Source organism: Stenotrophomonas sp. 89682_Sma, from assembly GCF_056481405.1.
Genome location: NZ_CM151147.1, coordinates 2,228,646 through 2,247,715, shown reverse-complemented (window position 1 = coordinate 2,247,715; position 19,070 = coordinate 2,228,646). Strand labels below are relative to the sequence as shown.

Sequence of the window (19,070 nt, the reverse complement as noted above, 5' to 3'; positions counted from 1 at the left end):
CATGCGCATCGCCATCATCGGTTCAGGCATCTCAGGTCTGGCCAGCGCCTGGTGGCTGCAGGAACGGCACGACGTGACGCTGTTCGAGGCAAGCGACTACCTGGGCGGGCACACCCACACCCACGAGGTGCAGGTGGAAGGCGTACGCATGGCCGTGGACACCGGCTTCATCGTCTTCAATCCCCAGCACTACCCGCTGCTGACGGCACTGTTCGATGAGCTGGGCGTGGCCTCGCAGCCGACCACGATGAGCTTCTCCATGCACAGCGAGCGCAGCGGCGTGGAGTACAACGCCACCTCGCTGGATGGCCTGTTCTGCCAGCGTCGCAACCTGGTGTCGGCGCGCTTCTGGGGCATGCTGGCCGATCTGCGCCGGTTCTACCGGGATGCGCCGCTTTTGCTCGCCGAAGAGGAAGGCCCGACGCTGGGCGAGTATCTGCGCACCCAACGCTATGGCGAGGCCTTCATTGAAGAGCACCTGCTGCCGATGGCCTCGGCGCTATGGTCGTCGCCCACCGCCACCGTGCGGGACTTCCCCGCGCGCTATCTGGCCCAGTTCATGGCCAACCACCAGATGCTGCAGATGACCGGGCGGTCGTCCTGGCGGGTCGTTACCGGCGGGTCGGCCCGTTACGTGGATGCACTGCGCCGCCGCTGGCGGGTGCATGAGCGCCTGCAGTGCCCGGTCCAGCGGGTGGAGCGCATCCCCGGGGGTGCACGCGTGCACAGCGCCGCCGGCGTCGAGGCCTTCGACGAAGTCATCCTGGCCTGCCATAGCGATCAGGCGCTGGCCCTGCTGGGTGATGCCGACCCGGTCGAGCGCGAGGTACTGGGTGCCATCCGCTACCAATCCAACGAGGCGGTACTGCACACGGATGCGTCCTTGCTGCCCCGCAACCGCAAGGCCTGGGCGGCCTGGAACGCGCATGTCCCGCAGGATCCAGCCGCGCCCTGCACGGTCAGCTACTGCATGAACCTGCTGCAAGGCCTGCCCGGCAACACGCCGCTGGTCGTCACCCTCAATCGCAGCGGGGCCATCGATCCGGCCAGGGTGCTGCGCACGCTGCACTATGCCCATCCGGTGCACGATCACGCCGCGGTCCGCGCCCAACAGCGCTGGGCAGAGCTGCAGCGCCATCGCCACACCTGGTTCGCAGGGGCCTACTGGGGCTGGGGCTTCCATGAGGATGGCATCCGCAGCGCCCGCCGCGTGGTGGATGCGCTGCAGGCCTGCGCATCGCACCGCGAGGTGTCGCTACCGGGCGAGGTGGCGGCATGAGCGCCAGCGCCCTCTATTTCGGGCAGGTGGTGCATCGCCGGCATCATCCGCATCCGCATGCGTTCCGTTACCCGGTTGCACAACTGCTGCTCGACCTGGATGAACTGGAGACCGTGTTTGCTGGGCGCTGGCTGTGGTCGGTCAATCGCCGCAATCTTGCCGAGTTCCGGCGCAGCGACTATTTCGGCGATCCCGCACAGCCTTTGGGCGATGCCGTGCGCGACCATGCCGCGAAGACGCTCGGCCATCGACCTTCCGGGCCGGTGCGCCTGCTCACCCACCTTCGCTTTGCCGGGCATGTGTTCAACCCGGTCAGCTTCTACTACTGCTACCAGGCCGACGGCAACACGCTGGACTGCATCGTGGCCGAGATCACCAATACTCCCTGGAAGGAACGGCACGCCTATGTGCTGCCGGTCGCTACGGCCACGAACGAAGGCGCTTCACTGCGGTGGCAGTTCGACAAGCGCTTCCACGTTTCGCCGTTCATGCCGATGGACTGCCGCTACGACTGGCGCTTCAGCAGCCCCGATGAGGACCTGCGCGTGCACATGCAGGTCTGGCGCGACGGGATCCGGCAGTTCGATGCCACCCAGACGATGCACCGCCGGCCCCTGGATGGCCTCGGGCTGGCGCGGGTACTCGCCGGCTACCCACTGATGACCACCCAGGTGGTGGCCGCCATCCACTGGCACGCGCTGCGGCTATGGCTGAAGCGCAACCCCGTGCACGACCACCCCACCCTTGCCGGAAAACCGCGATGAACTCGATGACACCTTCGGTCACCCTGCCGCGCCCTGGTGCGTTGGATGCCTTCCTGCGCCGTCGCCTGCTGGCACAGCTTGCCCCGCTGCGCGATGGCCACCTGTGCGTGCGCGATGCCCTTGGCGAGGTCCGGCTGGGCAACGCCCACGCAGGGCTGCAGGTAACGGTGATCATCGATGACCCCGCGTTCTACCGGAAGGTCGCTGCGCAGGGCAGCGTCGGCGCTGGCGAGAGCTACATCCAGGGCGACTGGCACTGTGATGACCTGGTCGCGCTGATACAGCTGCTGGTGCGCAACCGCGACCTGCTGGACGGCATGGAGCGCGGCCCGGCCCGGGTGGGTGGCTGGCTGCTGCGCGGCTGGAACCGGCTGCACCGGAACAGCCGTGAGGGCAGCCGGCGCAACATCGCCGCGCACTACGACCTGGGCAACGATTTCTTCGCCCTGTTCCTGTCGCCGGACCTGATGTACTCGTCGGCGTTGTTCGCCAGCGAATCCGAATCACTGGAGTCCGCCTCGCACCGCAAGCTGGACCGCATCTGCCAGCGCCTGCAACTCAGCCCTGGTGATCGCGTGGTGGAAATAGGTACCGGCTGGGGTGGCTTCGCGGTGCACGCGGCGCAGCACTACGGCTGCCACGTCACCACCACCACCATCTCCGCCGAACAGCATGCACTGGCCGCCGAGCGCGTGCGGGCCGCCGGCCTGCAGGACCGGGTCACCCTGCTGATGCAGGACTACCGCGACCTGCAGGGGCAGTTCGACAAGCTGGTGTCGATCGAGATGATCGAAGCGATTGGCGCCGAATACCTGGACACCTACATGGCCACGCTGCAGCGGCTGCTGAAGCCCGATGGTGTTGCCCTGCTGCAGGCCATCACCATCGAGGACCATCGCTACGAGCAGGCACGGCGCAGCGTCGACTACATCAAGCGCTACGTATTTCCCGGCAGCTTCATCCCTTCCATCAACGCCATCATGGCGGCCAAGACCCGCGCCAGCGACCTGCAGCTGATCGCTCAGCAGGATTTCGGCCACTCCTACGCGCTGACCCTGCGCGCCTGGCGCCAACGCTTCCTCGCGCAGTTGCCTGCGGTGCAGGCGCAGGGGTTCGATGCCCGCTTCTGCCGCCTGTGGGATTTCTACCTGGCCTACTGCGAAGGCGGCTTCCTGGAGCGTTCGATCGGTGTCTCGCATCTGCTGCTGGCACGCCCAGGCCATCGGCCTGCATTCTCGCCTGGTGAGGGCAACTGAAATGCACCGGTTCTGGGCCAACCTGATTGGCAACCAGCTGGTCTGGCTGTGCGCGGTGGCCGGCGCGGGCCGCGGCTGGCAGTGGCCTGCGTTGCTGGCTGCGTCGCTCTACATCGCCAGCCAGCTGCTGACGTCGGCGCAACCACGCCTGGACCTGCGGCTGCTGGTGCTGGCGCTGGCCTGCGCCTGGCTGGTCGATGCCGCTGCGGCCGCCAGCGGAACCCTGCGCTACGCCGCCGCCCCGCTGGGATGGGTGCCGCCGCCCTGGATCATGGCCTTGTGGGCTGCATTCGCCATGACCCTGACCACCTCGATGCGCTTCCTGCAGCGACACCCTGCGTTGCCGCCTCTGTTCGGCCTGCTGCTGGCGCCGCTGGCCTACCTGTCGGCCGCGCGTGGGTTCGGCGCCGTGCAGTTCAACAGCCCGATGTGGCAGGGCGTCCTGATGCTGGGCACGGGCTGGGCGATTGCACTTTCCCTGTTGTGCCACAGCGCACGACGCGCTGTCCCACAACCACCCCTTGCGGGAGCGGCCTCATGATCAACCTGCTCTGGGTGCTGCTGTATGCGGTGCTGGTGATGAGCTGGGGCTGGGCCTGGCAGCGCCGCCGCCACAACATCGGCGTTGTGGATGTGCTCTGGGCCAAAGGCGTGGCCGCCGCCGCGCTGCTGCTGGCGTTGCTGGGCGATGGTGCGGTGACGCCACGGGTGGCGCTGGCCGTGCTCGGCGGTCTGTGGGGCGGTCGCCTGGCCCTTCATCTATGGCATCGCGTCCGGCACGAAGAAGAGGACGGGCGCTATCGCTACCTTCGTGAGCACTGGCAGGGACACCAAGGAAAGATCTTCGGGTTCTTCATGGCGCAGGCATTGCTGGTGGTGCTGTTCGCCCTGCCCTTCGTCGCGGTCGCCGCAAATCAGGCCGCAGGCATGACCCGCTGGGTGCTGGCAGCCGCGCTCGTCTGGCTGCTCAGCGTGGGCGGAGAGGCACTGGCCGACCGGCAGCTGGCCCGGTTCCGCGCCAATCCGGCGAACAAGGGCCGCACCTGCCGCGACGGCTTCTGGCGGTACTCCCGCCACCCCAACTACTTCTTCGAGTGGCTGCACTGGTTCTCCTACGTGCTGCTGGCCGTCGGCTCACCGCTGTGGTGGCTGGCCTGGCTCGGCCCCGTGCTGATGTATGTATTCCTGCGCTATCTCAGCGGCATCCCATTCACCGAAAAGCAGGCCCTGCGCAGCCGCGGCGACGACTACCGCGCCTACCAGCGCAGCACATCGATGTTCTTCCCCTGGTTCCCCCGCCCTTCCAAGGAGCATTCCGCATGAACGCGATACCGTCACTGAATCCGGCCGAGGAAACGGAAACCGGGCTGACCGCCTGGGCCGAACGCGGCCTGCTGCCGGATGCCGCGTTGCGTGCCGGCATCCGGCGGCTGTGCGCGCAGCGCCTGCAGGAAGAGTCTGAAGGCGGTATCGAAGCGCAGTCCGCGCGTTTCAGCCGCCGCATCGCCGAACTGGCCGACAGCCCGCTCGCCCTGCATACCGATGCGGCCAATCGCCAGCATTACGAAGTGCCCGCGGCGTTCTTCCAGGCCTGCCTGGGCAAGCGACTGAAGTACAGCAGCTGCTACTACCCCACCGGGCGTGAAACGCTGGACCAGGCTGAAGAAGCGATGCTGGAGCTGTACGGCCAGCGCGCTGGCCTGGCCGATGGTCAGCACATCCTCGAACTGGGCTGTGGCTGGGGCTCGCTGACGCTGTGGATGGCCGAGCGCTATCCGCACGCAGCAATCACTGCCGTGTCCAACTCGCACAGCCAGCGCCAGCACATCATGGCCCAGTGCCAGGCCCGCGGGCTGCACAACGTGCAGGTGCTCACCCGTGACGTGAACCAGCTGGAACTGCCCTCGGCGCAGTTTGATCGCTGCGTTTCGGTCGAGATGTTCGAGCATGTGCGCAACTACGAGCGCCTGCTGGCGCGCATCGCGCAGTGGCTGAAGCCGGACGGTGCGCTGTTCGTGCACATCTTCGCCCATCGCACGCTGATGTATCCATTTGAGACCCGGGGCGGCGACAACTGGATGGGCCGCCACTTCTTCACCGGCGGCCTGATGCCCGCCGCCGATACCCTGCTGCATTTCCAGCGCGACCTGCGGCTGGATCAGCGCTGGTTGCTGGACGGCACCCACTACCAGCGCACCGCCGAGCACTGGCTGGCCAATCAGGACGCGGCACGCGATCGGGTGATGCCGGTACTGGCGGCGACGTATGGGCCGGCGGCCGCGCGGATCTGGTGGCAGCGCTGGCGGATGTTCTGGATGGCGTGTGCCGAGCTGTTCGGTTACGACGACGGCCAGCAATGGCTGGTGGCCCATTACCTGTTCCGTCCCCGCTGAGGTGTGACATGCGCATGTTCCCGCTGCTTCCGCTGATCGCGGTCGGCCTGTTCGGCTCAGGCTGCTCGTCCAGCGACACCCGGCCACTTCCGCGTGCGCCCTCGGTGGATGTGCCGCGCTTCATGGGCGACTGGTATGTGATCGCCCATATTCCGTCCTGGCCTGAGCGCGAGGCCTACGATGCGGTGGAAAGCTATGCCCTGAAGCCGGACGGGCGCATCCAGACCACCTTCACCTATCGGAAGGGCAGCTTCGATGCCCCGCAGAAGTCGATGCACCCCATCGGCCGTGTCGAAGAGGAAGGCCATGGCGCGGTCTGGGGCATGCAGTTCATCTGGCCGATCCAGGCCGAGTACATCATCGCCTGGCTGGATGACGACTACCGCCAGACCATCGTGGCGCGCAGCAAGCGCGACTATGTCTGGTACATGGCACGTACGCCGCAGGTGTCCGACGGCGACTACCAGAAAGCCGTGCAGCGCATCGCCGAAATGGGCTACGACATCCGCCGGCTGAGGCGCGTGCCGCAATCCATCCGGTAGTGCGTGGCAACAACGACCCGATTGCGTCCTGCGTCATGCATCACCCGGCAGAGGATGCCAGAATTGCCGGACAGACCTGAGCCGGGGATCAGCACGATGGGCAGCCACGCAGAAGCGACATGGAACGGGCTTGAAGTGCGGCAGATCCGTGCGAGCGACCTGGATGTGATCTGTGCCCACCGCGAAGCCATGTTCCGCGAGAGTGGGCGGACCGAGGAGGTCCTGCGGGCGATGGCGGCTCCTTTCCGTGCCTGGCTGGCGCCGCGCCTGGCCTCGGGCGAGTACTTCGGCCATGTTCTTGCAGACCACGGCAGAACCATCGCCGGCATTGGTCTGATGCTGATCGACTGGCCACCACACCCTGCCCATCCGGAACAGGGCTGCCGCGGCTACGTCCTCAACGTGTATGTGGAACCGGAGTACCGCCGCCGGGGCATCGCCCGGAAGCTGATGGCCCTGGCAGACCACGCCTTCGCCGAGCGTGGCGCCACCTACGCGGTCCTGCATGCCACCGCGCAAGGGAAGCCGCTGTACGCTGACCTTGGCTGGGCCGGAACCAGCGAGATGGCGCGCAGCCTGCGCGACGAGGGTCGAACGCCCTGAAGTCGACCCCGGTCGGTGCCGATCGCTGCCGTGCCGCCCCGGAAGCTTCCCGATGACATCCACGGCAAGCGCCGTCACGCCTGCGGAAATGGCTTGTTTCCGGCTTGTCTATCCATCGCGCCAATGGATAGCCCCGAATCGATGGATACAGCGCATCGATTCTTAGGAATAATCGCAAAAATCAAGCAATTTCGATGTTCGCCGCGACAGCAGCGCCAGAATGATCATCACGCCCCATGGGCGCCGATCACCTCCCTGCGCATGAATGGACTTCCTGCCCCGCGCCCGCTGCGACTGGCACTACTGGACGACCATGAGGTCGTCCGTCGCGGCACTGCCCTGCACCTCTCTCGCGACGTCCGCTTCCATATCGTCGCCAGCCATGCCCGCAGCGACGAACTCATCGACAGCCTCCAGCAGACGCGGGTGGATGTCGCGATCATCGATCTGACCCTGGCCCGCGACGACCGCAGCGCGGCGGAGCTCACTCCGCTGCTGCGCGAGCACTTTCCACGCGTCCCCCTGCTCGCTTTCGCAACCCTGTCCCCCTTGACCCACATCAACCAGCTCATCGCCAGCGGCATCAGTGGCGTGGTGAGCAAGACCGAACCACTGCCGATGCTTTCGGATGCGATCGTGCGGGTATCGCAGGGGCTCCCACGATTGCCGCCCGACTGCACCCTGCCGGGAGACTGCGAAGAGCTCAGCCGCAACGAGCGCGAAGTACTGGAGTTGCTGCTGGCCGGCCTGACCGTTTCGGAGATCGCGCTCCGGCGTCATCGCAGCATCAAGACCGTCAGCACGCAGAAGGTTGCGGCCCTGCGCAAGCTCAGGCTGCGCAACGATGCCGAGATCTACGCCATGCGGCAGCAGCTGGAACTGCCGTGAAGATGCGCGGCCGACTGCGCACATCCACCCTCCTGCTGCTGGCGCTCATCCTGCTGCCGGCCGCGTCCGCCGAGGACGCATCGTCGCCTGGATGGGGGCCGGGACGCGAAGTCCGGGTGGCGACCGCGCCATCGCTGCACCCGGTACCTGCCGCACTCGCTGACGGCGCGACGTTGCCAAGCCTGGCCCACGGCTACGCCAATCTGGTTGCACGGCGTTCGCAACTGCAGTTCCAGGAGCACCCGCATCCCAGCACCGGTGCATCAGTGGCTGCCGTCTGCAGGCGGGAAGCGGACCTGGTACTGGTGATTGGCACCCACCTGCCACCCTCCTGCCCCGGGCTGGTGGCATCCAGAACGTTCCGCGGTGGCAAGACGATGCTCGCCGCGCGCAGCGGCGAACGCCTGCCGCGCGACATCACGGAGCTGGACCATCGCGTCCTGGCCGTGGTCGAAGGGGGGCCGTATGCGGGATGGCTGGCGGCGCGCCATCCACACGTCCGCCTGCTGCACCTGGCCGATCGGCACGCCACGCTGGCAGCCGTCGAGAACGGCACCGCCGATCTGGCAATCGGCCTGGAAACCACGCTGCGCCCGCTGATCCGCCGGCATTTCGCCGGGCACCTGCACCTGCAGTCTTTCGACAGCGATTTCTCCACCGACCTGCGCCTGCTTGCGCACCGCGAAGATCGCCAGCTGCTGGAGCGCATCGAGCGGGCATTGCACGACATCACGCTGGAGGAACATGCCAGCCTGCTGCAGCTGTGGGCCCAGCAGGCGGCGCCCGCCACGGTGGAGCACGCCCTGGACTGGATGCGCCAGCTGCCCCCGCTGTGGCTGCCGGCCCTGGTTGCCGCATTGGCAGTCACTCCGTTCCTGTGGCTTGCCTGGCACAGGCGCCTGCGTGGTGAAGGCCGCGCTCGCGCCCGCGCGATTGGCATGTTCAGCCACGAGGTGCGCAATTCGGCTCAGGCGGTACTGGCCTCGATCGACCTGCTCAACCAGCCGTCGGCCCCCAAGGGGCAGCACGAAGTGCTGGCGGCTGCGCATGCCGCGGCTTCCTCGCTGCGCAGCCTGCTCAACCGCTCACTGGAGTTCTCACGCTTGGCCAGCGGCACCTTCAAGCCGCGTGCACGACCCTGCGACATCGCACGACTCTGCCGCCAGTCGCTGGATGCGATTCGTCCCCAGGCCCGGCAGCGTGGGCTGACGCTTCGCTTCGACTGTCTCCCCGAGCCCTGCCCCATTGTCGCCATCGACCCGGAGGGGCTGCGTCAGATCATCGACAACCTGCTGGGAAACGCACTCAAGTTCACCGATGTTGGCGGTATCGAGCTGCGCCTTCAACTGACGCCAGGCAACTGCCCGCGTGAGCTCATGCTGGATGTGATCGACAGCGGTATCGGCATCACTGCCGAGCAACTCACCGTGCTGTTCCAGCCATTCCAGCAGGGCGAAGACGGCAGGAAGCGCGGGGGCAGCGGACTGGGACTGATGATCGCGCATGAACTTGGCCGCGCAATGGGCGGCAACCTGTCAGTGCACAGCGTCCCCGGACGCGGCAGTCGCTTCACCTTGCGCCTGCCGGTACGCGCCGCCAAGGCCGAGGCCGTGTCAGCCGCCGCCGACGCGGGAACGCCACTGGGCGGGATTGAGCTGTTGCTGGTGGAAGACCATGCACTCAATCGCCGGTTCATCAGCGAGCAGCTGCGCCGCCTGGGTGCTGATGTGCAAGCCTTTGGCGACGCCGCCAGCGCGCTTGCCGAGCAGGCGGTGAGGCCGCGCAGCGTGATCCTGCTCGACATCGGGCTCGGGGATATGGATGGCTATGCACTGGCCATGCAGTTGCGCAGGCAGGCGCGCGCGCCCCTGCAACTGATCGCGCTGTCGGCACGCCGTGATCGTCGGCATGTGGCGCGCTGCCGGAAAGCCGGGTTCGACGCCACCCTGGCCAAGCCATTACAGCTTGAGTCGCTGCTGCGGACGCTGCAGCTGCCGGTGACCGGACAGGCCATCACAACCGGCACGGCCGCCAACCGTGACCCCGCCTACATCACCGACATCGGCCACGAGCTGATGCGGATCGAACAGGCGATGGATGACGCCAGTGCCGCTGACCTGTGCCATCACGCGCACCGGCTGCAAGGGGCCCTGCAGATGTACGGAGCTGCCGCTGAGGCGGACACGGCGACCGACCTGTGGGCACTGGGACGCGACGCCACGCCCGACTGGGCCGATGCGCGACGCCTGTTGCGAGTCCTTCAGCAGTGGCACGGCTCCCGCACTGCGGAAGCCATGCCCAAGGCCTGATCAGGCAGCCAGACGCTCCACCTGGCGACGGGTCAGGTCGTTGAAGCGACCCAGCGACATCAGGTGCTGGTGGATCAGCGCCAGCCAGCCGCTGCGATGCCACTCGACCACGGTCGCTTCCGGCAGCGCAACGAACTTCTCGACGTCGACGACCTGGAAACCATTGAGGTTGAACTCACGGCCATCCGGGGTGCGCACGGTGGCATTGCGCTCGACCAGCAGGCCGTTGTCGATCAGGGCCTTGGAGAAGGCCTGGGTCTGTTCGTGCTCACGGGTGAACTGGCCACAGAACTCCAGCGCCTGCTGCACCATGTCGGTGGCCTTGCCGTCGACGAACAGCGGCTGGCCTTCGTCACCGCCCTTGACCACACGCGAGCTCTCTTCGTCGATGCCCAGCAGGAAGTCATTGTCCGAGCCGGTGTCGATGAAGATGAAGGGATGGCGACGCAGGTAGGCCGGGATATAGGCCTCGTCTTCCCACAGGCCATCCTTGATGAACAGGTTCTGGTCGGACACGCCAACGGCGGCCATCGGCACTGCGGTCGGGCCAGCGAACAGGATCGGGAAGTGGTGCAGTGCCAGCGAGAACTCGCCGAGCACCAGCGGAATGGCGTTGTTGCCCGCGGCAAACTCGAGCCTGCCCGGCAGGATGCGCAGGTCGGCGTGTACATCGGCCTGCAGCGGCACCGGACGGGTGTAGAACAGGGGGGCGTTGCTTGGCGCCGCTTCGGTGGTGGTGTCGCTGGTGGTGGTCATCTTGGGAACCGTTCGATCATGCGCGCCTGCCATCCCGGGCGCGCCAGCGGGAACAACCTGAATCCCGCATTATCAACAAGCTCGATGACAACGGCCACCCCATCGACGGCCTATTTCAGCTGCAGGGGGTACCGCTGCCACAGCACATGCACCAGGAAACCGGCCAGTTCGGTATCGCGGGCGCTGACCGCCGCGCGGATCTTGTCCAGCAGCACCATGTCCGAGCAGGAGCGCACATCGGCGTGGTTGGCCTGCCCCGCCCGGCGCGCGCGATAGCGTGCGGCCCGCTGCGCATCACTCATGGCGTACCCGAACTTGGGCGGACGACCGCGCTTTCGCGGCAGGGTCAGCTCCAGGGTTCCGGGGTCTTTGTCATCACGCATGAGAGGGGTGCAGGCGGCGGCGAGCAACGAGGGGTGCGCAATTTATCGTGAGGCATCACTTTAATCCAGCTTTTTCTGCAGTTTTGTTGCGGTGCAGTGCAAAAAAGAAAGCGACGCGACGAGTTCATCCACGCATGGCGTGGATCTACTGCAGGGCTCGCGACCCGATGACCCGGTAGATCCACGCCGTGCGTAGATACGGAAATCCGAACGCACAGAAAAAAGGGAGCCCGCGAACGGGCTCCCCTTACCTTCTTCATGCAGCGCGCACCGGCTCGTAGCCGTGCAGGTGCGCCTCACTGCTGGCCCGCCCCTGGCTGAGCGAACGCAGCGACGTGGTGTAACCCACCAGCTGCGCCAGCGGTGCAAAACCACTGACCTCGGCGCGACCATCCTGATCGTCAATGCGGGCAATACGGCCATGGCGGCGGTTGAGGTCGCCAACAACGTCACCCACCGACGCCGACGGCGAATGCACCGTCACCGCCATCACCGGCTCCAGCAGCTGCGTGCCACCCTCGGCCAGCGCCGCCTTGATCGCCTCGGCACCCGCGCGATGGAACGCCATTTCAGAGGAGTCCTTCGCATGGGTCTGGCCATCGACAAGACTGACCTCGATACCGACCACCGGATGACCCTGCGGACCTTCCGACAGCGCGGCACGCACACCCTTTTCCACCGCCGCGATGAAGCTGCGCGGCACCACGCCACCGACGATGCGGTCGTTGAACACCACCTGGTCGTCCTCGCGCGGCGATACATCCAGCACCACGTGCGCGAACTGGCCCTGGCCGCCGGTCTGCTTGACCAGCCGCCCGACGACGCCCGTCATCGCACGCATCGGCGTCTCCTGGTAGGCAACGCGCGGCGCACCCACGCCTACGTCGACCTTCCATTCGCTACGCAGACGTTCGACCATCACCTCCAGGTGCAGTTCGCCCATGCCCCAGACCAAGGTCTCCGCCGTGTCGCGATCGGTTTCGACGCGGAACGAGGGATCTTCCTGGGCCAGGCTGGCCAGGCCCTGCGCCATCCGGATCAGGTCGGCCGCACGTGCCGGCTCCAGACGCCACGCCAGCACCGGCGCCTGGGCCTGGATGTTCTCCAGGCGCAGCGGCTGCGCACGTCCGCTCAGCGTTTCACCGCTGACCGCATCCTTCCAGCCCAGCACCGCGACGATGTCACCGGCCACGGCTTGTTCGATGTCGTGGGTCTGGTCGGCCTGCACCCGCACCAGCCGGCTGACGCGCCGACCCTGCGGATGCTGCGAACTGGCCACCGCGTCGCCCACCTTCAAGGTGCCCGAGTACAGCCGCACGAAGCTCAGTGCGCCGTGTTGCTGGTGGGTGATCTTGAACAGCAGGCCGGCAAGCGGACCGTCCGGATCCGGCGGCAGTACCACCTCGCCCTCATCGCTTTCAGCGCTGACGGCAGGGCGATCCAGCGGCGACGGCAGGTAATCGACCACGGCGTCCAGCAGCGTCTCGATGCCCTTGTCCTTGAAGGCAGCGCCGGCCAGCACAGGCACGCCCGCACCCGCCAGCGTCGCCCGGCGGATCGCCGCGCGCAGCAGCTCGGCATCGATCACGCGACCTTCCAGCCAGGCATCGGCCAGTTCTTCGTCATGATCGGCCACAGCCTCGACCAGCGCATCGCGTCGGGACTGCCACGCTGCGCGCAGCGTGTCGTCCCAGCGAGTGATCGCGGTCGCGGCACCGTCCTGCCAGTGCAGCACACGCTCATCGACCAGATCGACCCAGCCGTTGAACGCGCTTTCGCTGCCCAGCGGTACGCCCAGCGCCCAGGGACGCGCCTGCAGTTTGTCCTGCAGCTGCTCCAGCACGCGCTCGAACGAGGCACCAACGCGGTCCATCTTGTTGACGAAGGCGATCAACGGCACGCGATGGCGTCGCGCCTGGCGCCACACCGTCTCCGACTGCGGCTGCACACCGTCCACGGCCGAGAACACGGCCACGGCGCCGTCGAGCACGCGCAGTGAACGTTCGACTTCGATGGCGAAGTCGATGTGGCCGGGGGTGTCGATCAGGGTCAGCCGATGCGGCGGCAGGTCACGCGGCGCCCACTGCGCCTGCACGGCGGCCGCGCCGATGGTGATGCCACGTTCGCGCTCGATCGCCGAGAAGTCGGTGGTCGCGTTGCCATCGTGCACTTCGCCGACGCGGTGGATCTCGCCGCTTTTCCACAGCAGGCGTTCGGTCAGCGTGGTCTTGCCGGCGTCGATGTGGGCAATGATGCCAAGGTTGCGACGGCGGGAAAGGGTCTGGGTGTTCATAAAGAGGTTCCTGCAAAGCCAACTTCAGGGGCCGCGCACCCCGGTTGGCGACAGGGTGCGCGGCTAGCGTTCGGTCTCGGCGATCTGGTGCATGGCACCTTCTCCTTTGCAGTACTGGGTAGCGTCGACTGTTAATCGACCGGGGAGAGTCGACTGGGTAGAGTCGACTGTTAGTCGACTTCCGGGAAAGCAGAAACGAAAAGAGCGCCCCGGAGGGCGCTCTGTCGAAGGTCCAGCGATAGCCGCTTCAACGGCCTCGTGGGGCTCCAGGCAGACACGCCCGTTCCGCGCTTGCGCGGGTCAGGGTGAAAAACTTCAGGAGCGGCATCCGGTTCATGGGGCGCATTCTAGACCTGCCAATCTGGCGCGCAAGTGAATATTGCGCACATAAATGGAACGATGAGGCCGACAGCGATCGGGGTCGCACCCCTTTGCCCATGGCAAAGGATCGGCCCCCTCGCAGCCCTCACTTGCAGCCGTGCAGCTTCCGGGCCTCGGCTACCGTCGCAGCGTGGTCATCGCCCATCGAGATCCAGCCCTGCAGCGACATCGCCGGATCCACATGCGGCTGGCGCGCGCCACCGCGCACCACTACTTCGGTCCAGCTGCCCACCGGCGCCAGTTCGGACAAGCGTGCCGCCTGGTCGTCCTCGGTGCTGAACATATCGTCCGGGCCCGCCGGAGGCGTGGTATTCACGGTTTCCGTCTTGCGGGTCCGGACCCGAAGTGCACCGTCCGGCAGCCGCTGGGTGATCACTTCGTATCGCTCAACACCATACGCCCAGTTGTTTTCGCCAACGCTGCGGGTCTCGCTGCCATCATCAGCCACCGTCACCCTCTCCCCTGCCGGCCCGACAACGCCCGCGACAGCCCCCAGGCCGGACATCAGCGCCTGATAGACGATCATCTGCCGCTGCTCGGCGGTCAACGCTCCGGCCTTGAGCTTGGCGGCAGGAATCTTCAGGTACGCGGTCTCCCTGCACAGTACCAGCACCTGCTGGTCGTCCCAGCTCACCGACATTTCCTCGTTGGCGAAGTACTGCGTCTTCATCGACGTCACAGCGGCGCCCTCGCCGCTGGAATGCCGGGTTTCTATCAGCGAGGCGTTCTCGGCCGCGTCGGTCAGCGAAACCTGGGAGGTCGAAGCTGCATGGGCTGCGCAAACGGAAGCAATCATCGTGGCAAGCAGCGCGCTGCGCGTAACGGCACGGAACATGGCATCAGTCCATTGAAGAAAACGAAGCCACCATGATACCGGAGCAACCTGGCGGCCTGCGCTCAGGTCACCACCACCAGTGGTACCCCGCGCCGCGGATGCTCCAGCACCACCACATCCTGCTGGTAGACCCGCTGCAGGTTGCCTTCGGTCAGCACCTGCAATGGCGTGCCATCGGCCGCCACCCTGCCCTGCTCCAGCAGCACGATGCGATCGGCATAGCCGGCGGCCAGATTGAGGTCGTGCAGCACCACGATCACGCACGCACCGGCTTCGGCACAGGCACGCACACTGCGCAGCGTGCGCTCCTGGTGGCGCAGATCCAGCGCGGCCGTCGGCTCATCAAGCAACAACAGCGGCGTGTCCTGCGCCAGCACGCGCGCGAACGTGGTGCGAGCCGATTCGCCACCGGACAGCTGCTGCACCTCGCGCAGGCGCAGCGCCTGCAGTTCGGCAACGTCGATCGCAGCTTCCACCTGGGCGTCATCGGTGACCGGGTCCGGTGGATGTGGCAACCGCCCCATCGCCACCACTTCTTCGACGCTGAAGGCAAAGCGCACGCCGTGCTCCTGCGGCATCACCGCGCGCTCGCGCGCCAGTGGTCCGGCCTTGTAGGTGGCCAACGGCTTGCCGAGCAGGCTTACCTCGCCTGCGTCAGCACGCAGGTCACCGGCGGCGACGGCCAGCAACGTGGACTTGCCCGCACCATTCGGGCCCACCAATGCGGTCACCGTACCGGGCTCGAACGCCAGCGAAATGCCATGCAGGATCTCGCGCTGCTGGCGGCGCACCACCACGTCGTGCAGCTTCAGCAACACGCTCATGGCGCCGCCTTGCGGCGCTGCTGCAGCACCAGCCAGAGGAAGAACGGTGCGCCGAGCGCAGCCGAGAACAGGCCCAGCGGAATCTCCGCCGGCGGATCCAGCGTGCGGGCTGCGGTGTCGGCCACCACGATCAGCAGCGCGCCAAGCAGGCCGGACAACGGCAGCAACCAGCGATGACCCGGGCCGACCAGCAGGCGTGCCACGTGCGGCACCACCAGGCCAACGAAGCTGATCGAGCCGGCAAAGGCCACAGCCGCCCCCACCAGCAGCGCACTGAACGCCACCAGCCGGCGACGCGTGCGGGTAACGTCCAGCCCAAGGTGCTGTGCCTGGCGTTCGCCCAGCGCCAGCATGTCCAGCGGCGTAGCCAGCCGCTGCAATGCGAACACGCCAATGGCGAACAACGGCACCACCGCCGCAACGTCGGCCCAGTTGGCGCGTGCCAGCGAGCCCATCTGCCAGAACACCAGCGACTGCAGTTCGCTTTCGCTGGCGATGTACGTGAGGAAACCGATCAGCGCGGAGCAGAACGCGGCCATCGCGATGCCGACCAGCAGCAGCGTGGCGTTACCCGTGCCCTTGCCGGGCCGGGCCAACGCATACGTCAGGCCGATCGCCAGCGCACCGCCGGCAAATGCCGCCACAGGCACCAGCCAGCCGGCTGCGCCCGCAGCGCCGAGAACAATGGCAGCCACCGCACCCAGCGCCGCACCCTGGCTGACACCGACGATACCGGGGTCGGCCAGCGGGTTACCGAACAGGCCCTGCAGGCTGGCACCGGCCATCGCCAGCGACGCACCGACCATCGCGCCCAACAGGGCACGCGGAATACGCAGCTGCCAGACCACCGCCAGATCACGACTGCTGACCGCCTGCGGATCGAGCAGGCCCAGCTTCACCGCCAATGCCTGCATCACCTCCAGCGGCGGCAGCCGCAGCGGCCCCACGGCAAACGACGCCAGCACTGCCCCCAGCAGTGCCAGCAACGCCACCATCAACATCGTCCGCCCGCGACGGCGGCGCCGATCCGCTGGACTCATGCCTTCGGCTTCGCCGCGAACGCCTTCGCCAGCGCCAGCGCTCCCGCACCGGAGCCGACACTGGTGTATTTCAGCTGCACATCGGGCATCACCCAGACCCGGTTGGCCTGCCCGGCCGGGGTCTGCTTCAGCGTCGGGTACGCCTTCCACAGGCCCTCGGCACCGCCGAACAGTTGTAGGTCGTGCTCCGTCACCAGGATCACCTCCGGCGCCGAGGCGACCACGCCCTCATTGCTCAACTGCGAGTAGTTCTTCACTCCCGCTTCGGTACCGATGTTGACCCCGCCGGCCAGGGCAATCAGCTGCGCCGACGCGCTGTCGGCACCCGCCACGGTCGGTGAGCCACCGGCACCTGTTGCCGAGACGTGGATCACTCGTGGCGCATGGCCCAGCCCCTTGCCAATCGCTGCAGCCTCGTCGAGCTGACGCTGCACCTGGGTGGCCAGCGCCTGCCCTGCCTCGGCCAGCCCTAGCGCGGCGGCAACCTTGCGCACCTTCTCCGGTGCCGGCTGCAGGTCATCGATGACCACCGCCGGCTCGCCCACTTCGCGCAGCTTCCTGGCCAGCTCGGTGTGGCGGCGCAGGCTGTTGCCGAGGAACAGCGAGCCCTGCAGGCTCAGCACGCCCTCCACGCCGGTAGTGCGGTTGAACAGGAACTGATGCGGGGCGGCCAGGCCGGCCTGGGTGGTGGTGTTGGTCGGCGCCGCGAACACCTGCGTGCCCAGGCCCAGTGCCTCGATCACCGCGATGACATCGTCACCGCCGGCGATGATGCGGCTGGTGTCGGCCACTTCGACGTCGGCGCCATCGTCGGAATGCACCTTGGCCGGCAGCACGGCCTTCTGGTCGTGCACAGCCGGCATCTCGGCGCCGGCCACGCGCTGCCAGCCTGCCGGCAACGCGGTTTCCGCAGCCGGCGCTGCGGCCGCCGGCCCGGCAGGCTTCGGAGCATCCGAGGGGGCCGAGGAGCCGCCACAGGCGGCCAGCGCCAGCGAAACAGCCAACGGAAGTGCGCACAGGCGAAGACGGGACGCGATGTTCATGGACATTCTCCTTGCTGGCGGGGCGACGCTTACGCCACCCCGCCGTGTGACTTACTGCTTCGGGGTGATGCGGGTGATGCGGTCACCCTTCGGGTCTTCAGCGCCGCGCGACTTGTTCACCGCGAACACGTTGCCCTTGCCATCGGCACGGACATGGTTCGGCAGCGTGCCGCCGTCGAGGTTGGCGACCACCTTGCCGTCGCCGTTCACCACGGTGACGGTGCCGGCGCCGCGGTTGCTCACATAGGCCAGGCCGGACGCGTCATCGAAGGCGACGTTCAGCGCACCGGCGCCGACCGGCACGTCATGCAGCACCTTGCCGGCAGCCACGTCGACGATAAGCAGGTTGTCGGTGCCCTGCGAGGCCACGTACAGGCGGTTGCGTGCCGCGTCGAAGGCCACGCCCGAGGCACTGATCGAATTGCCCAGGTCGATGACCTTGTCGACCTTGCCGCTGGCCACATCGATCACTGCCGCTTCCGGGGTGCCGATACTGACGGTGAACAGCTTGCCGCCCTTCTCGTCCAGCACCAGGCTCATCGGGGTGAACTTGCCGTCATCCACGCCGGATTCCAGCGTCACCGCCGGCAGCTCCTTGAGGGTCTTGGCGTCGAACACCGACAGGTGGTCCTCACCCGTGGCGGAGGCGAACACCTTGCCATGGGTGCCGTCGACCACCACGTCGCGCGCATGCGGCACGGCATCGACCGGGAACTGGTGGACCAGCGACAGGTCCTTCTGGCGATAGACCGCAATCGAATTCTGGCGGGTATTGGTCACCCAGACATTGCCGTTGGTGTCATCCACGCCCACGCCATAGACCGCGTACACCGCACCGTTGGTGCTGCCCGGCACCTGCGCCGGGGTGATCGCCTTGGTCACCTTCAGCGACTTCGGGTCCAGCTTCAACAGCTGCGACTGGGTCACCGGCGGGCGGCCCACGGCCGAAGTGACGAACACGGCATTGCTGGCCGCGCTGTAGGCGGACTGGTACAGGCCCGGCACCAGCTTGTTGGACTGGATGGCGAACTGCGCCTGGCCGGACAGCGGCAGCTGCGGCGACACGCGCAGCTTCAGCACCGTGGCCGCAGCCGGCTGGCTGGCGCGCACCACCACCGGATGGGTGCCCGGCACCGCGTCGGCCGGAATGCTCAGCTGGGTCTTGAAGTTGCCATCGGCATCGACCACCACCGGCTGGGCGTTGAGCACGCTGTCGCCACGCAGCAGGCTGACCTTCTGGCCCGGCACGAAGCCACGACCGACCACGTCGGCGGTGCTGCCGGGAACCACATTCTCACCGCGCGAGACAACCTCACCCTTGAAGGTGGCGTTGGCCGGCTGGTCGAACACGGGCTGGGCGGTGGCGGTCACCGCAAGCAACAGGCCGGCGGCGAGAGAGGTGAGATGGAAAGACGGACGGAACGACATGGAAGGCTCCTTGCACACGTAGGCCGCGCCACGTGGCGCGGGATTCATCGGTT

General features: G+C 67.0%; 18 protein-coding genes. 10 read left to right on the top strand and 8 right to left on the bottom strand.

Going from position 1 to position 19,070, the window contains the following annotated elements; translation table 11 throughout:
* The first annotated feature begins 1 nt into the window (after window position 1).
* From ACZK29_RS10435 to ACZK29_RS10390, 10 genes are all read left to right on the top strand, one after another.
* Entirely contained in the window at window positions 2-1,279 is a 1,278-nt protein-coding gene (locus ACZK29_RS10435) for an NAD(P)/FAD-dependent oxidoreductase (protein ID WP_478447015.1), read from the top strand.
* The gene (locus ACZK29_RS10430; protein WP_111202627.1) at window positions 1,276-2,043 is read left to right on the top strand and encodes a DUF1365 domain-containing protein; all 768 of its coding nucleotides are present in this window, start codon (window positions 1,276-1,278) and stop codon (window positions 2,041-2,043) included. The genes ACZK29_RS10435 and ACZK29_RS10430 overlap by 4 nt, the downstream gene beginning before the upstream one ends.
* Complete coding sequence (locus tag ACZK29_RS10425; protein ID WP_111202628.1) at window positions 2,040-3,299, top strand: SAM-dependent methyltransferase; 1,260 nt, start codon at window positions 2,040-2,042, stop codon at window positions 3,297-3,299. The genes ACZK29_RS10430 and ACZK29_RS10425 overlap by 4 nt, the downstream gene beginning before the upstream one ends.
* A gap of 1 nt (window position 3,300) precedes the next feature.
* Complete coding sequence (locus tag ACZK29_RS10420; protein WP_164146412.1) at window positions 3,301-3,840, top strand: DUF2878 domain-containing protein; 540 nt, start codon at window positions 3,301-3,303, stop codon at window positions 3,838-3,840.
* On the top strand, window positions 3,837-4,622 hold the full coding sequence (locus tag ACZK29_RS10415; RefSeq protein ID WP_478447014.1) for a DUF1295 domain-containing protein: 786 nt from the start codon (window positions 3,837-3,839) through the stop codon (window positions 4,620-4,622). The genes ACZK29_RS10420 and ACZK29_RS10415 overlap by 4 nt, the downstream gene beginning before the upstream one ends.
* A complete protein-coding gene (locus ACZK29_RS10410; protein ID WP_478447013.1) occupies window positions 4,619-5,692 on the top strand; it encodes an SAM-dependent methyltransferase in 1,074 nt (357 codons plus the stop codon). Before ACZK29_RS10415 ends, ACZK29_RS10410 begins: the two co-directional genes overlap by 4 nt.
* A gap of 8 nt (window positions 5,693-5,700) precedes the next feature.
* On the top strand, window positions 5,701-6,234 hold the full coding sequence (locus ACZK29_RS10405) for a lipocalin family protein (protein WP_478447012.1): 534 nt from the start codon (window positions 5,701-5,703) through the stop codon (window positions 6,232-6,234).
* 96 nt (window positions 6,235-6,330) lie between these two features.
* Window positions 6,331-6,837: a GNAT family N-acetyltransferase gene (locus tag ACZK29_RS10400; RefSeq protein ID WP_478447011.1), complete on the top strand. Its 507-nt coding sequence runs from the start codon at window positions 6,331-6,333 to the stop codon at window positions 6,835-6,837.
* A 15-nt stretch (window positions 6,838-6,852) separates the two neighbouring features.
* Complete coding sequence (locus tag ACZK29_RS10395; protein WP_478447010.1) at window positions 6,853-7,725, top strand: response regulator transcription factor; 873 nt, start codon at window positions 6,853-6,855, stop codon at window positions 7,723-7,725.
* Window positions 7,726-7,727: 2 nt separating this feature from the next.
* The gene (locus ACZK29_RS10390; RefSeq protein ID WP_478448872.1) at window positions 7,728-10,034 is read left to right on the top strand and encodes an ATP-binding protein; all 2,307 of its coding nucleotides are present in this window, start codon (window positions 7,728-7,730) and stop codon (window positions 10,032-10,034) included.
* On the opposite strand, the gene ACZK29_RS10385 is transcribed toward ACZK29_RS10390, so the two are convergent.
* From ACZK29_RS10385 to ACZK29_RS10350, 8 genes are all read right to left on the bottom strand, one after another.
* Complete coding sequence (locus ACZK29_RS10385) at window positions 10,035-10,790, bottom strand: SapC family protein (protein WP_012480151.1); 756 nt, start codon at window positions 10,788-10,790, stop codon at window positions 10,035-10,037.
* A 110-nt stretch (window positions 10,791-10,900) separates the two neighbouring features.
* Complete coding sequence (locus tag ACZK29_RS10380) at window positions 10,901-11,173, bottom strand: hypothetical protein (RefSeq protein ID WP_005409616.1); 273 nt, start codon at window positions 11,171-11,173, stop codon at window positions 10,901-10,903.
* Between the two features lie 256 nt (window positions 11,174-11,429).
* A complete protein-coding gene (fusA, locus tag ACZK29_RS10375) occupies window positions 11,430-13,466 on the bottom strand; it encodes an elongation factor G (protein ID WP_111202633.1) in 2,037 nt (678 codons plus the stop codon).
* A 466-nt stretch (window positions 13,467-13,932) separates the two neighbouring features.
* A complete protein-coding gene (locus tag ACZK29_RS10370; RefSeq protein ID WP_164146408.1) occupies window positions 13,933-14,682 on the bottom strand; it encodes a hypothetical protein in 750 nt (249 codons plus the stop codon).
* Between the two features lie 62 nt (window positions 14,683-14,744).
* Window positions 14,745-15,506 (bottom strand): heme ABC transporter ATP-binding protein, encoded by a 762-nt coding sequence (locus tag ACZK29_RS10365; protein WP_111202635.1) that lies wholly within the window; start codon window positions 15,504-15,506, stop codon window positions 14,745-14,747.
* Window positions 15,503-16,546 carry a FecCD family ABC transporter permease gene (locus ACZK29_RS10360; RefSeq protein ID WP_111202636.1) on the bottom strand — a complete coding sequence of 348 codons (1,044 nt, stop codon included), beginning with the start codon at window positions 16,544-16,546 and terminating at the stop codon, window positions 15,503-15,505. The genes ACZK29_RS10365 and ACZK29_RS10360 overlap by 4 nt, the downstream gene beginning before the upstream one ends.
* Complete coding sequence (locus ACZK29_RS10355) at window positions 16,543-17,589, bottom strand: heme/hemin ABC transporter substrate-binding protein (protein ID WP_111202637.1); 1,047 nt, start codon at window positions 17,587-17,589, stop codon at window positions 16,543-16,545. The genes ACZK29_RS10360 and ACZK29_RS10355 overlap by 4 nt, the downstream gene beginning before the upstream one ends.
* A gap of 51 nt (window positions 17,590-17,640) precedes the next feature.
* A complete protein-coding gene (locus ACZK29_RS10350) occupies window positions 17,641-19,017 on the bottom strand; it encodes a YncE family protein (protein WP_111202638.1) in 1,377 nt (458 codons plus the stop codon).
* Between the last annotated feature and the right edge of the window lie 53 nt (window positions 19,018-19,070).

Bases quoted from the DNA above. Each gene is read 5' to 3' on its own strand.
- ACZK29_RS10435 (WP_478447015.1), top strand. From the start codon at position 2: ATGCGCATCGCCATCATCGGTTCAGGCATCTCAGGTCTGGCCAGCGCC.
- ACZK29_RS10430 (WP_111202627.1), top strand. From the start codon at position 1,276: ATGAGCGCCAGCGCCCTCTATTTCGGGCAGGTGGTGCATCGCCGGCAT.
- ACZK29_RS10425 (WP_111202628.1), top strand. From the start codon at position 2,040: ATGAACTCGATGACACCTTCGGTCACCCTGCCGCGCCCTGGTGCGTTG.
- ACZK29_RS10420 (WP_164146412.1), top strand. From the start codon at position 3,301: ATGCACCGGTTCTGGGCCAACCTGATTGGCAACCAGCTGGTCTGGCTG.
- ACZK29_RS10415 (WP_478447014.1), top strand. From the start codon at position 3,837: ATGATCAACCTGCTCTGGGTGCTGCTGTATGCGGTGCTGGTGATGAGC.
- ACZK29_RS10410 (WP_478447013.1), top strand. From the start codon at position 4,619: ATGAACGCGATACCGTCACTGAATCCGGCCGAGGAAACGGAAACCGGG.
- ACZK29_RS10405 (WP_478447012.1), top strand. From the start codon at position 5,701: ATGCGCATGTTCCCGCTGCTTCCGCTGATCGCGGTCGGCCTGTTCGGC.
- ACZK29_RS10400 (WP_478447011.1), top strand. From the start codon at position 6,331: ATGGGCAGCCACGCAGAAGCGACATGGAACGGGCTTGAAGTGCGGCAG.
- ACZK29_RS10390 (WP_478448872.1), top strand. From the start codon at position 7,728: ATGCGCGGCCGACTGCGCACATCCACCCTCCTGCTGCTGGCGCTCATC.
- ACZK29_RS10385 (WP_012480151.1), bottom strand. From the start codon at position 10,790: ATGACCACCACCAGCGACACCACCACCGAAGCGGCGCCAAGCAACGCC.
- ACZK29_RS10380 (WP_005409616.1), bottom strand. From the start codon at position 11,173: ATGCGTGATGACAAAGACCCCGGAACCCTGGAGCTGACCCTGCCGCGA.
- fusA (WP_111202633.1), bottom strand. From the start codon at position 13,466: ATGAACACCCAGACCCTTTCCCGCCGTCGCAACCTTGGCATCATTGCC.
- ACZK29_RS10370 (WP_164146408.1), bottom strand. From the start codon at position 14,682: ATGTTCCGTGCCGTTACGCGCAGCGCGCTGCTTGCCACGATGATTGCT.
- ACZK29_RS10365 (WP_111202635.1), bottom strand. From the start codon at position 15,506: ATGAGCGTGTTGCTGAAGCTGCACGACGTGGTGGTGCGCCGCCAGCAG.
- ACZK29_RS10360 (WP_111202636.1), bottom strand. From the start codon at position 16,546: ATGAGTCCAGCGGATCGGCGCCGCCGTCGCGGGCGGACGATGTTGATG.
- ACZK29_RS10355 (WP_111202637.1), bottom strand. From the start codon at position 17,589: ATGAACATCGCGTCCCGTCTTCGCCTGTGCGCACTTCCGTTGGCTGTT.
- ACZK29_RS10350 (WP_111202638.1), bottom strand. From the start codon at position 19,017: ATGTCGTTCCGTCCGTCTTTCCATCTCACCTCTCTCGCCGCCGGCCTG.